The organism is Martelella limonii, assembly GCF_013344475.1.
Taxonomy (GTDB): Bacteria; Pseudomonadota; Alphaproteobacteria; order Rhizobiales; family Rhizobiaceae; genus Martelella; species Martelella limonii.
Map to the genome: position 1 here is coordinate 170,362 of NZ_JABUOU010000001.1, position 12,698 is coordinate 183,059.

Sequence of the window (12,698 nt, forward strand, 5' to 3'; positions counted from 1 at the left end):
GTCGGCTTTTTTTCTAGGCATGCCATGAGATTTGTCGGAAAGCCCTGTGTGAAGGAAAGCCGGCAGCAGGGTCCGTTCTGCAGACTTCGACTTGTCAGTCTTCCAGTGGGCTGCCCGAAAAGCCGGTTCCTTTTCTCATTTTCAATGCCACCCCCAGGGGTCATGCTCGGGCTTGACCCGAGCATCCAGGCCGCGCCCACCGGAAATCGAAGTAAAGTCGCGGTTTGATGGAGACTGCCTGGATCCTCGGGTCAAGCCCGAGGATGACACTGAGTGAGTGGAGGGGCTCAGCAAGGGAGCATATTCCGAGACCTCGGCTTGCCAGGTCAGGCTGCCCTCAAGCGAACCCGGTTCCTGCACCCTCACATCTCCAGCCGCTTCCGCTGGCGTCCCGCCAGATCCTGCACGAACTGCCATGCCACGCGGCCGGAGCGGCCGCCGCGGGTGGTGGCCCAGGTGAGGGCTTCGGCGTGGAGGGTTTCGGGCGTGCCGTCGAGGCGGAAATGGGCTGCGTAGCCGTCGATCATCGCCAGGTAATCGTCCTGGGAGCATTTGTGGAAGCCGAGCCAGAGGCCGAACCGGTCTGACAGCGAGACCTTTTCCTCGACGGCTTCTGACGGATTGATGGCGGTCGAGCGCTCGTTTTCGATCATGTCGCGCGGCATCAGGTGGCGGCGGTTGGAGGTGGCGTAAAGCAGCACGTTTTCCGGCCTTCCCTCGACGCCGCCATCGAGCGCGGCCTTCAGCGATTTGTAAGCGGCGTCGTCATGGTCGAAGGACAGGTCGTCGGTAAACAGCAGGAAGCGGTAGGGGGCGTTTCGGATGATGTCCAGAAGGTCGCCAAGGGTGCCGATATCTTCACGGTAAAGCTCAACAAGCTTCAGCGGCAACGTGTTCTTGCTGGTGATTTCGGCATGGATCGCCTTGACCAGCGATGACTTGCCCATGCCGCGCGCGCCCCAGAGAAGCGCATTGTTGGCGGGAAAGCCCTCGGCAAAGCGCAGCGTGTTTTCAAACAGGATATCGCGCACATGATCGACGCCCTGGATCAGAGACAGGCCGACACGGCTCGGCTTCTCAACGGGCGCCAGATAGCTTTGCTCGGCGCGCCAGACGAAACAGTCGGCGGCCTCAAGGTCGCTTTCACGCGGTGCGGGACCGGCCATGCGCTCCAGCGCATCCGCCAGCCGTCTGACTTCGGCAAGAAGGGCTTCTGTGGCGCCGGTATCCAAATGATTTTCTCCACGGGCCATTCTGTTTTCTCCACTGCTATGCGATCGGCGCTCAGAATTGCTGTTTCCTGACGCCTTGCAAGGCCGGTTTACCGGCAAAAAGGCCACTAAATCATAAAAAGCGCCGGTGTTTCGGCTGCTATTGTTGCATTGGACGGGGCTCCGATTATATACCGGCGACACATCCGCGGGGGCAGTCCCCGTCACGGCGCGGGGCGCGGCCCCGGTTCTGGTTTGAGGAGTTTTGAGCGACATGTTTAGCACGGCTTACGCCCAGGCAGCGGGCGCAGCAGGTCCGATGGGATCCGGTATGGAAATGATCTTCCTGTTCGTTCCCCTGATGGCAATCTGGTATTTCCTGCTGATCAGGCCGCAGCGCCGTCAGGCCAAGAAGCGCCAGGAAACGCTCTCCGCAATTCGCCGCGGCGATCAGGTCGTCACCGGCGGCGGCATTGTTGGCAAGGTCGTCAAGGTCATTGACGACACCGAACTCGAAGTCGAGATCGCCGACGGCGTTCGTATCCGGATCATGCGCTCCTACGTCTCGGAAGTCCGGGTCAAGGGCGAGCCGGTGAAGACCGAAGAGGCCAAGACCAAGGCCTGATACTGTTCGCGGCCGGTCCCTGCAAAGGGTTTCCGGCCGCATTTGCATTGCATGCTCCCGGCCCGGACGCCGGGGAAGAGGCGGCGCCCGTGAGGGTGCCGTCTGCTGCGTGAAACCGACGAACCGAGACCTCCATGCTGTATTTTTCCCGTTGGAAGACCTTCTTCATCTGGCTAGCCGTTGTGGTGGGCATCGCCATCGCCCTGCCAAACCTCTTCAGCAACCAGCAACTTGCGAAGCTTCCCGGCTGGCTGCCCGACAGCAAGATCAATCTCGGTCTCGACCTTCAGGGCGGCTCCTACATCATGCTGCAGGTCGATCGGAACGATATCGTCACCGACCGGCTGAATACGCTGGTGGATGATGTGCGCTCCGACCTGCGCGAGGCGCAGGTGCGCTATACCGGCCTTTCAGGTTCTGGCGACAGCGCGCAGGTGCGCATCTCCGATCCCGCGCAATATGCGGCGGCGGAAGAAGCGCTGGCGCCGCTTGCGGAATATATCAATGCCGGCACGATGAATGGCGGCACCTTCCAGGAAGTGACGATGGATGATGATGGCAACGGCCTCATCCGCCTGTCGCTGACCGAACAGGGCATCAATTACCGCATGCGCTCGGCCGTCGAGCAGTCGATCGAGGTGATCCGTCGCCGCGTCGACGAACTTGGCACCACCGAGCCGCTGATCCAGCGTCAGGGCGATGATCGCGTCATCGTTCAGGTGCCGGGTCTTGACGATCCGCAGCGCCTGAAATCGCTTCTCAACAAGACCGCCAAGCTCACCTTCCACATGGTCGATACCACGGTATCGGCGCAGGATGCGATCGAGGGCCGCCCGCCGGCAGGCGACGAAGTCGTCTATTCGATGGATGATCCGCCGGTGCCCTATGTGATCGAGAAGCGCGCCCTGATCTCGGGCGAGGATCTCGTCGACGCCAAGGCCTCTTTCGACCAGCGCACCAACGAGCCGGTCGTCAGTTTCCGCTTCGATTCGCGCGGCGCCCAGCGCTTTGCGCAGGCGACCCAGCAGAATGTCGGTCGTCCCTTTGCCATCGTGCTTGACGACCAGGTCGTATCCGCTCCGGTCATCAACGAGCCGATCCTCGGCGGCTCCGGCCAGATTTCCGGCAATTTCACGGTCGAGGGCGCCAACGACCTTGCCGTGCTGCTGCGCGCCGGCGCGCTGCCGGCAACGCTGACCGTTGTGGAAGAACGCACCGTCGGCCCGAGCCTTGGGGCCGATTCGATCCGCGCCGGTGTCATGGCGTCGATCATCGGCGCGGCACTTGTCGTGCTGTTCATGATCGTTTTCTACGGCATGTTCGGTCTGGTCGCCAATATCGCGCTGTTCTTCAACATCGTCATGCTGCTTGCGCTTCTGAGCCTGATCGGCGCGACGCTGACGCTGCCGGGCATTGCCGGTATCGTGCTGACCATCGGCATGGCGGTCGACTCCAACGTGCTGATTTATGAGCGTATCCGCGAAGAGCGCCGCAATGGCCGCAGCGTTGTTCAAGCCGTCGATGCCGGCTTCGCGCGCGCCTTCGGCACCATCATCGATGCCAACCTGACGACGCTGATCGCGGCCGTCATCCTGTTCTTCCTCGGCTCCGGTCCGGTTCGCGGTTTTGCCGTGACGCTGGCAATCGGCATTCTCACCACGATCTTCAGTGCTTTCTATCTGACGCGCTGGATGATTGCCGAGTGGGTCCGCCGCCGTCGCCCGAAGGAACTGCCGAACGGCATCCGCACCGGCATGTTCGACGGCATCAACTTCTCGTTCATGAACTTCCGCCGCGTCACCTTCATCGTCTCGGTCATCCTGGTCATCGCCTCGGTCGTCGGTTTCGGCACCAAGGGCATGAACCTAGGCATCGATTTCACCGGCGGCTCGGTGATCCAGGTCGAGGCGAAGTCCGGTACCGCCGATCTCTCCGAGATCCGTACCCGCCTCAACGAGCTCAACATCGGGGCGGTTCAGGCGCAGGGCTTCGGTTCCGAAAAGGATGTGCTGATCCGGCTCCAGGCGCAGGAAGGCGGCGCGAATGCGGAGCAGAGCGCGCTCACAAAGGTGCGCGCTGCGCTGCAGGACGACTACACCTTCTCGCGCGTCGAGGTAGTCGGACCGGTGGTCTCGGGTGAACTCAGCCGCACGGCCGCCATCGGCGTGCTTGCGTCGCTGATCGCGATCCTGATCTATATCTGGTTCCGGTTCGAGTGGCAGTTCGCCGTCGGCGCCATCATCGCGACCGCGCACGACGTGGTCCTGACCATCGGAATCTTCGTGCTCACGGGGGTCGAGTTCAACCTCACCAGTATCGCGGCGGTGCTGACCATTGTCGGTTACTCGCTCAACGATACCGTGGTGGTCTATGACCGCGTTCGTGAAAACCTGAGGCGCTATCAGAAGATGCCGCTGCCGGAGTTGATCGATATCTCGATCAACCACACCCTGTCGCGTACCATCCTGACGGCTGTGACGACGATGCTGGCGCTGGCTGCGCTCTACATCTTCGGCGGCGAGGTGATCCGCTCCTTCACCTTCGCGATGCTGTTCGGCGTGGCCGTCGGCACCTTCTCCTCGATCTATATCGCGGCTCCGGTGCTGATCGCCTTCAAGCTGCGTCCCGACACCTTCGACAGGAAGAAGGATGACGGCGCTCCCGAAGAGCAGGGCAGTGTGGAGACGATCTGACCGATGGCGCGCGGCATAGAAATACGCGAGGCGCACTTTCCGGGTCGCGCGCCGATCGACACCTACGGCAATGGCGGTTTCCGCTTTGCCGACATGTCGCACCGCGGCTCGCTGCTCTGCCTTCCTTCCGGCATTCACGGATGGGATGTGGCGGCCCCGCAGGATATGTCGATCGAAAGCTTCGAGCGTATCCTGTCGGAAGCCGGCGAGATCGAGGTATTGCTGGTGGGCACTGGCACGGAGCTGGCGCTTCTGCCGCGCCCGCTTCGCGACGCCTTGAAGGAACGTGGCATCGTCGCCGACCCGATGAATACCGGGGCGGCGGTCAGGACCTACAATATCCTGCTGGAAGAATCCCGTGCGGTTGCGGCGGCTCTGATCGCGATCTAGCTTCGCTTCCGCAGAAGGGCATTGGAGAGACCATTGGCTGAAGCCCCCGAAAGCCAGGACCTGCTGCTTGCCGAACTGCGCGCGGCCGACCGCGACCGCTATCTTGCCGTTCTGCTTTCACCTGCCCAACATCGCCCGTCACTTACCGCGCTTTACCTCTTCAATGCCGAGCTTGCCCGGGTGCGCGAGCGCGTCAGCGAACCGCTTCCCGGAGAAGTGCGGCTGCAATACTGGCGTGACCTTCTGGAGGGCGCCGGGCACGGCGAAAGCGAACGGAATCCGCTTGCGGCGCGGCTGCTGGAGGCTGTCGCCGAGCACCGGTTGCCCATCGCGCCTCTTGTAGGCATGACCGAAGCGCGCATCTTCGACCTTTATGACGATCCGATGGGCGGGCTATCGGATTTCGAAGGCTATGCAGGCGAGACCGCCTCGGCGGTGATCCAGCTTGCCAGCCTCATTCTTTCGCCCGAGAGCGCTGCCTGGTCGGCAACGGCTGCGGGCCATGCCGGTGTCGCCCAGGCGGTTGCCGGATCGCTTCTGCTGATCGGCCGCCACCGTGCCAATGGACAGGTCTTCATTCCAACGGAAATCCTGTCGGCAACCGGGCTTGACCGCGAATCATTCCTGATCGGCAGCGATCGGGAAAGGGTCGGCCATGCCATACGCGCCTTTGCCGGTTTCGGCCGGTCGCACCTCGAGAAATTCCGTGCCGAGCCCCGGATTGCAAGGGAAATCGCGCCCGCCTATCTCCCGGTTTCATTGACCAAGAACATTCTTGTAAAGGCCGAGGCTTTGGGGGAAAATATATTAGACACTTCAATCCAGCCGCCACAGTGGAAGAGACAGCTGATCATGATGCGCTCTTTGCTCTTTGGTAAGTTTTGATTTATATAACGTATCGACCTTGGATTCCCCGCCGGTTCTGGGCGCACGCTTCACCATCCAGCATTTCCATCCGGGGCAGACGCGCGTGGTGCATTAGCCGAGGATAAGGGCGTATGGATATTCGCTACTGGATCGTCATTGCGGCCATCGTCGCCGTTGCCGCCTATTATTTCCTGTTCCGCCCCAAGGCCGATGCCGCCGGCCATGAAGGCTCTGTCAGCGAGGCCTATACATGGGCACGCGGCGAGTTCCGCCGCAACTTTCCTGATGAAAACGTGACCGGGGTGATCGGCGACAAGGAGATGGAGACATTTTTCCTGCGCCTCTCCGATGGGCGGGTCGGCATCTACCGCTCGCGTCGCGGCAAGGGGCAGGCGATCATCGTGGTTCAGGGCGACTATCGCCTAAGGGCGCTGCCTGAAGCGAACGGCTTGCAGGTCGATTATCCGGAAGTGGATTTCTTCAGCGGCAATTACCTGTTCCGCACCGAACAGGATGCCGCTGACGTATCGACCTGGATGCTCAACGCCCGCTGACCTTCGCAAACGTCGCGCTTGACGGCGCGACGTCTCCTAATGCTCTTGTGGCGCTTTCGGACATTTCAGCTCAGGCGGCAAGCCAGGCCTTGCAGGCATCAAGCGCGCGCCTTGCCATCACCTGCTTCTTCACGATCGACTTTGCCTTTCCGCGCGGCTTCTTGCCGGTTTCAGGGTCAATGAGCGAACCGGCCTCCAGTTCCGGGAACAGGCCGAAATTGACATTCATCGGCTGGAACGAGCGCTTGCCGCCTTCTTCCTCATGGGCAAGATGGCCGCCGGTGACGTGGCCGAGAAGCGCGCCGAGCGCGGTTTCCGCAGGCGGAACGATCGGGGTGTTGCCGAGCCGTTCCGCTGCTGCAAAACGTCCGGCGAGAAGGCCGATGCTGGCGCTTTCCACATAGCCTTCGCAGCCCGTGATCTGCCCCGCAAACCGCAGGCCCGGCCGGCCTTTCAGCGTCAGCGTGTGGTCGAGCAGCACCGGCGAGTTCAGATAGGTGTTGCGATGCAGTCCCCCAAGCCGTGCGAATTCGGCTTCGCCGAGGCCTGGAATCATCTGCAGGATGTGCTTCTGCGCGCCGTAACGCAGCTTGGTCTGGAAGCCGACGATATTGTAGAGCGTGCCCAACGCATTGTCCTGGCGAAGCTGGACGACGGCATAGGGTTTCACCTCGGGGTTATGAGCATTGGTAAGCCCCATCGGCTTCATCGGGCCGTGGCGCAGCGTTTCGCGGCCGCGCTCGGCCATGACTTCGATCGGCAGGCAGCCGTCGAAATAGGGCGTGCCTTCCCATTCGTGGAAATCGGTCTTGTCGCCGGCGATCATGGCATCGATGAAGGCGTTGTACTCTGCCTCGTTCATCGGGCAGTTGATGTAATCCTTGCCCGTGCCGCCGGGACCGACCTTGTCGTAGCGCGACTGGAACCAGCAGATGTCCATGTCAATGGTGTCGCGGTAGACGATGGGCGCGATCGCATCGAAGAAGGCAAGCGCCTCGCGACCGGTCTTTTCCTGGATCGCCTCGGCAAGGGCGGGGGCGGTGAGGGGGCCGGTGGCGATGATCGCCTGGTCCCAGTCTTCCGGGGGGAGCGTTGCCACTTCCTCGCGCACGATCGTGACCAGCGGATGGTCTGCGAGCTTTGCCGTTACTGCGTCGGAAAAACCGTCACGGTCCACCGCAAGCGCGCCGCCCGCCGGCACCTGATGGGCATCGGCGCAGGCCATGATCAGCGAATTGGCAAGCCGCATCTCGGCATGGATCACGCCGACCGCGTTGCTGGTCGCGTCATCCGAGCGGAAGGAGTTGGAGCAGACGAGCTCGGCAAGGCCATCGGTCTTGTGCGCCGCCGTTTCCCTGACGCCGCGCATTTCATGCAGGATCACCGGGATGCCGGCATTGGCGATCTGCCAGGAGGCTTCCGAGCCTGCAAGGCCGCCGCCGATGACGTGAATGGGTTTATGCTCGGACATGGTGGTCTCAATCTATCCTGGGTGTGGACAATCTCGGCAGGGCGGGCCTGAAGGCGCACGATGACACGCTGCCGGTTGGGCTAGCACATGCCAGAAGCAGGCGGCACAGTCGAGGGCCGGCGCACATTTTTCGCGGTTCACATGGCCGACAGACGCTTTTCGCGATCGTCAAACCCTCGACATCTTTCGTGGGGTAGTATGTCCTGAGGGGCTGTCGCACAATCAGGGCGAGGGGTGACTTTATGCCCGCGGCGCGCGCTTGACGCGCAAGACGAGGTTGCTCTCAACAATTCTTGCGCGTGTTTTGTGGCAGTGCGGTATAATTGATTTAAGTCATGTTCCGACTGGTGCTTTTGCCCGATACCGATAGCCGACCACCTAGAAAGGGGATATCGACATGGAAAAGATCACGCCTGACGCGACCCGCAACATTCTTGCGCGCGATGAACTCGATCTGATGAACAGATACTGGCAGGCGGCCAACTACCTGTCGGTCGGCCAGATCTATCTGATGGATAATCCGCTTCTCAAAGCGCCGCTTGAAGCCGAGCACGTCAAGCCGCGCCTGCTCGGCCACTGGGGCACGACGCCGGGGCTCAATTTCATCTATGTCCACCTCAACCGCATCATCAAGGCGCATGATGCGGACATGATCTATATCTGCGGTCCCGGACACGGCGGGCCGGGCCTCGTCGCCAACGCCTATCTCGATGGCACCTATACCGAAATCTATCCCGAGATCACCGAGGACGAGGCGGGGATGCAGAAGCTGTTCAAGCAGTTCTCCTTCCCCGGCGGCATACCGAGCCATGTGGCTCCGGAAACGCCCGGCTCGATCCATGAGGGCGGCGAGCTCGGCTATGCGCTGGTTCACGCTTTCGGGGCCGCGTTCGACAATCCGGAGCTGGTTGTTGCCTGCGTCGTGGGCGATGGTGAGGCCGAAACCGGACCGCTGGCCGCCTCGTGGCATTCGAACAAGTTCCTGAACCCGATCGTCGACGGGGCGGTGCTGCCGATCCTGCATCTCAACGGCTACAAGATCGCCAATCCGACCGTGCTTGCGCGCATGAAGAAGTCGGATCTCACCGATCTCTTCACCGGCTACGGTTACGAGCCCTTCTATGTCGAAGGCGATGACCCGGAATACATGCACCAGCGCATGGCCGAGGTGATGGACGAATGCTACGCCCGCATTCGCGAGATCCAGGAAACCGCCCGCGCCGATGGCACGGTTTACGAAATGCCGCGCTGGCCGATGATCATCTTGCGCAGTCCCAAGGGTTGGACCGGACCGAAATTCGTCGACAACAAGAAGGTCGAGGATTTCTGGCGCGCCCATCAGGTGCCGATCGCCGAGGCGCGCAAGAATGGCGAGCACCGGGCCGAACTGGAAGAATGGATGCGCAGCTACGCGCCGGAAAACCTGTTCGACGAAAACGGCCGGCTTGTGGAAGAGCTGAAGGCGCTGACGCCGGAAGGCAAAAGGCGCATGAGCGCCAATCCGCATACCAATGGCGGGCTGCTGCGCAAGGAACTGAAGATGCCGGACTTCAGGGCGCTCGCCGTCGACGTGAAGCAGCCAGGCGAGGTCATGGCTTCTGCGACCAAGCATCTCGGCATGCTGCTTGCGGAAGTGATGAAGCTCAATGAAAGCGAGCGCAATTTCCGCCTGATGGGGCCCGACGAGACCGCATCGAACCGGCTGCAGGACGTGTTCACGACCACCGACCGGGTCTGGATGGCGGACATTCTCGAATATGACGAGGGCATTGCCCGGGACGGCCGGGTGATGGAAGTGCTCAGTGAGCATCTGTGCCAGGGCTGGCTCGAGGGCTACCTGCTGACCGGTCGCCACGGTTTGTTCTCGTGCTACGAGGCCTTCATCCACATCGTCGACTCGATGTTCAACCAGCACGCAAAGTGGCTCAAGACCACGCGGACGATGGAGTGGCGCAAGCCGATCTCGTCGCTCAACTACCTGCTGACATCGCATGTCTGGCGTCAGGACCATAACGGCTTCAGCCATCAGGATCCGGGCTTCGTTGATCACGTCATCAACAAGAAGGCCGACGTTGTGCGCACTTATTTCCCGCCGGATGCCAATACGTTGCTGTGGGTTGGCGACCATATCCTGCAGACCTATAACCGCGTCAACGTGGTGGTTGCCGGCAAGCAGCCTTCGCCGCAATGGCTCTCGATCGATGAAGCGATCGTGCATTGCGAGGCGGGTCTTGGCGAATGGAAATGGGCAAGCAACGTGCCGGAAGGCGAGACGCCCGATGTGGTGATGGCCGCAGCCGGCGATGTGCCGACGCTTGAAATGATGGCAGCCGTCGATCTTCTGCGCCAGAAGGTGCCGGAGATGAAGGTCAAGGTCGTCAACGTCGTCGACCTGATGACGCTGCAGCCCAAGGAAGAGCATCCGCATGGTCTGCGCGATGCCGATTTCGACGCGGTCTTCACGACGGACAAGCCGGTGATCTTTGCCTATCACGGCTATCCCTGGCTGATCCATCGTCTCGCCTATCGCCGCCACAACCACAACAACATCCATGTGCGCGGCTATGTCGAGGAGGGAACAACGACCACGCCGTTCGACATGGTTGTCCTCAACCGCCTCGACCGCTACCATCTGGCCATCGACGCCATCGAACGGGCAGGCGGATTCGGCGAGCGGGGTGCTGCAGCAATCAACTTTCTGAAGGACATGCGCATGAAGCACCATGCCTATGTTCGCGAGCATGGCGAAGACATGCCCGATATCGCAAACTGGAAGTGGCCCTATCCGAAGGGCTGATCCGCCTTCATGAAAACACGCGCGCCGTCGACGGACCCAGCGGTGAAACCTCACCGCCGCCGGCGACGGCGCGCAGATTTACGGACAGGGACATATGAACGGCAGCATTCTGGCGCTGAACGCAGGCTCTTCCAGCCTCAAATTCCGGCTTTACGAAGTGCATGGCGAACAGTTCTCGCTGATCTTGCGCGGCCAGTTCGACGGACTGAACTCCAATCCGCATCTTGCCGTCAAGGAGGCGAGCGGCAAGGAGATCGCCGATCTGGATCTGGTGCTCGAGGACAATATGCGCGAGGATATGCTCGAGCGCATCTTCGAGATCATCAAGCCCTATACCGTCAACAATCCGCTCCGCGCGGTCGGCCATCGCATCCTGCACGGCGGCGCCCGGTTCTCCGCGCCCGTCCTGCTCGATGACGCGATCGTGGACTATCTGGAAACGCTGGTGCCGATGGGCCCGCTCCATCAGCCGGCCAATCTCGCTTCGGTCAAGCTGTTCCGCAAGATCCGTCCCGAACTGCCGCAGATCGCCTGTTTCGATACGGCGTTTCACGTCAACATCGACCCGCGGGCGGCCCGCTATCCCATCCCGCGCCAGTATTCCGACAAGGGCTACCGCCGCTATGGCTTCCACGGGCTTTCCTACACCTATATTGCCGGGCGGCTGCGCGAGATTTCGGAGTATCTTTCGCGCAAGCGCAGCGTGGTCGCCCATCTCGGCAGCGGTTCGAGCCTTTGCGCCATGCGCAACGGCAAGGCTGTCGACACCACGATGGGCATGACGCCGCTTGGCGGCTTGATGATGGGCACGCGCTCCGGCACGATCGATCCGGGTCTGGTGCTGGCGCTGATCGAGACGGAGGGACTTTCGCCCGCCGACCTCAAGCACATGCTCTATTATGACTCCGGTCTTGTCGGCGTATCGGGCATTTCGCCGGACTTAAGGGTCCTGCTCGCAAGCGACGACCCGCGCGCGGCCCAGGCCGTGGAACTCTTCGTGTTCTCGGCCACCCGCGAGATCGCGGCCATGGCTGCAAGCATGGAGGGGATGGATTCGCTGGTATTTTCGGCAGGCATTGGCGAAAACTCGGCACTGATGCGCACGATGATCTGCGATCGCCTTGCCTGGATGGGGGTCACCCTTGATGAAGAGGCCAATGCAAAGAATGCCGCAATCATCTCTGCCCCCGAGAGCCGGATCGAGGTCCGGATCATTCCGACCGACGAGGAGGTGATCCTCGCCAAGCAGACGGCGCTGGTGATCGGCGAGGGTGCCCATGGCGATGCGGCGGCCTGATCGCGCCCCATCTGCCCTTCTTCGCTTATGCTGCGGCGCTACATAACGCCGCAGCCTGTCTGCCATTCGGTCTGCGTTCTCGCCCTTAAAACGCTCAGCCGTCGTTTGCCGAATTCAGGTTTTCCGGGCGGATGCCGGCGCTCGCGCCAACCTGCTGTTTCAGCCTGACGCCGGGTCCGAAGCCGCCCTCGCCATCCTCGATGAAGACCACGCCCTGATTGAGATAGGCCTTTTCGAGGCCGTCTGCAGCGGAGAAATCGAGTTCCGTCGCATCGTCCTCGCACTGGATGAGCAGGTCGCGGTCGACGCCTGCGAGACTTGCTGCCTGATCGTGGGAAAGTCCCAGAAGTGCGCGGGCAGCGCGGATTTGGTGGGGTGTTATCATCGAAGCCTTCCGTTCGGTTCGGGTAAACGCATACCTTGACCAATGTGCAAGGCGGGCGCGGGTTCCTTCAGGTCGTGACTTTAATTGCGCTGATCACTTCCGGTTTGCCGGAGGCCCCGCCATCCACTTGATGATGAACATGGCCGGGATGATCCACAACAGGCCGGTCAGAACGAAATAGGTCAGCGCCGCACCTGCGGAGCGGCCGTCGAGAACCACGGTTGCGAGCATGGTGGCGGTCAACGCGTAGACGATGACGAGGGTGACGATCGCGATCGTCCCGATAAATTTGCGCAATCTGACTGGCACGGCGTTCATTCCCCGCTTATGAGTGATCGAAACTATGCCTTTGAGCGGCATGTGTGAAGTGCGTAAGGCAGATCGGCCGAAATGGCAAAGTGAGCGGAG

11 protein-coding genes are annotated in these 12,698 nt (G+C 61.4%); 7 read left to right on the forward strand and 4 right to left on the reverse strand.

The annotated features are described in order from the left end of the window. Nucleotides 1-362: 362 nt before the first annotated feature. On the reverse strand, nt 363-1,253 hold the full coding sequence (locus tag HPQ62_RS00760) for an ATP-binding protein (protein WP_174800603.1): 891 nt from the start codon (nt 1,251-1,253) through the stop codon (nt 363-365). A gap of 232 nt (nt 1,254-1,485) precedes the next feature. On the opposite strand from HPQ62_RS00760, the gene yajC reads away from it, so the two are divergent. The 5 genes from yajC to HPQ62_RS00785 all read left to right on the forward strand — a co-directional run bounded on the left by yajC (nt 1,486) and on the right by HPQ62_RS00785 (nt 6,340). Then, nucleotides 1,486-1,836 carry a preprotein translocase subunit YajC gene (gene yajC, locus HPQ62_RS00765; RefSeq protein ID WP_174800604.1) on the forward strand — a complete coding sequence of 117 codons (351 nt, stop codon included), beginning with the start codon at nt 1,486-1,488 and terminating at the stop codon, nt 1,834-1,836. 134 nt (nt 1,837-1,970) lie between these two features. Next, complete coding sequence (gene secDF / locus HPQ62_RS00770; protein ID WP_174800605.1) at nt 1,971-4,529, forward strand: protein translocase subunit SecDF; 2,559 nt, start codon at nt 1,971-1,973, stop codon at nt 4,527-4,529. 3 nt (nt 4,530-4,532) lie between these two features. Beyond that, complete coding sequence (locus tag HPQ62_RS00775) at nt 4,533-4,919, forward strand: Mth938-like domain-containing protein (RefSeq protein ID WP_174800606.1); 387 nt, start codon at nt 4,533-4,535, stop codon at nt 4,917-4,919. 33 nt (nt 4,920-4,952) lie between these two features. Continuing rightward, nucleotides 4,953-5,804, forward strand: a complete 852-nt coding sequence (locus tag HPQ62_RS00780; RefSeq protein WP_174800607.1) for a phytoene/squalene synthase family protein — start codon at nt 4,953-4,955, stop codon at nt 5,802-5,804. 113 nt (nt 5,805-5,917) lie between these two features. Continuing rightward, nucleotides 5,918-6,340 carry a hypothetical protein gene (locus HPQ62_RS00785; protein ID WP_174800608.1) on the forward strand — a complete coding sequence of 141 codons (423 nt, stop codon included), beginning with the start codon at nt 5,918-5,920 and terminating at the stop codon, nt 6,338-6,340. 70 nt (nt 6,341-6,410) lie between these two features. Here HPQ62_RS00785 and trmFO read toward each other — a convergent pair whose 3' ends face one another. Continuing rightward, nucleotides 6,411-7,811, reverse strand: a complete 1,401-nt coding sequence (trmFO, locus tag HPQ62_RS00790) for a methylenetetrahydrofolate--tRNA-(uracil(54)-C(5))-methyltransferase (FADH(2)-oxidizing) TrmFO (protein ID WP_174800609.1) — start codon at nt 7,809-7,811, stop codon at nt 6,411-6,413. A 397-nt stretch (nt 7,812-8,208) separates the two neighbouring features. Here trmFO and HPQ62_RS00795 point away from each other — a divergent pair, with 397 nt between their 5' ends. Then, on the forward strand, nt 8,209-10,608 hold the full coding sequence (locus tag HPQ62_RS00795; protein WP_174800610.1) for a phosphoketolase family protein: 2,400 nt from the start codon (nt 8,209-8,211) through the stop codon (nt 10,606-10,608). Between the two features lie 94 nt (nt 10,609-10,702). Next, entirely contained in the window at nt 10,703-11,905 is a 1,203-nt protein-coding gene (locus HPQ62_RS00800; RefSeq protein WP_174800611.1) for an acetate/propionate family kinase, read from the forward strand. 94 nt (nt 11,906-11,999) lie between these two features. Here the strand turns inward: HPQ62_RS00800 and HPQ62_RS00805 are convergent, their stop codons facing one another. Both HPQ62_RS00805 and HPQ62_RS00810 read right to left on the reverse strand, forming a co-directional pair. Beyond that, the gene (locus HPQ62_RS00805) at nt 12,000-12,290 is read right to left on the reverse strand and encodes a helix-turn-helix domain-containing protein (RefSeq protein WP_174800612.1); all 291 of its coding nucleotides are present in this window, start codon (nt 12,288-12,290) and stop codon (nt 12,000-12,002) included. A gap of 93 nt (nt 12,291-12,383) precedes the next feature. Further along, the gene (locus HPQ62_RS00810; protein ID WP_174800613.1) at nt 12,384-12,599 is read right to left on the reverse strand and encodes a DUF2842 domain-containing protein; all 216 of its coding nucleotides are present in this window, start codon (nt 12,597-12,599) and stop codon (nt 12,384-12,386) included. Between the last annotated feature and the right edge of the window lie 99 nt (nt 12,600-12,698).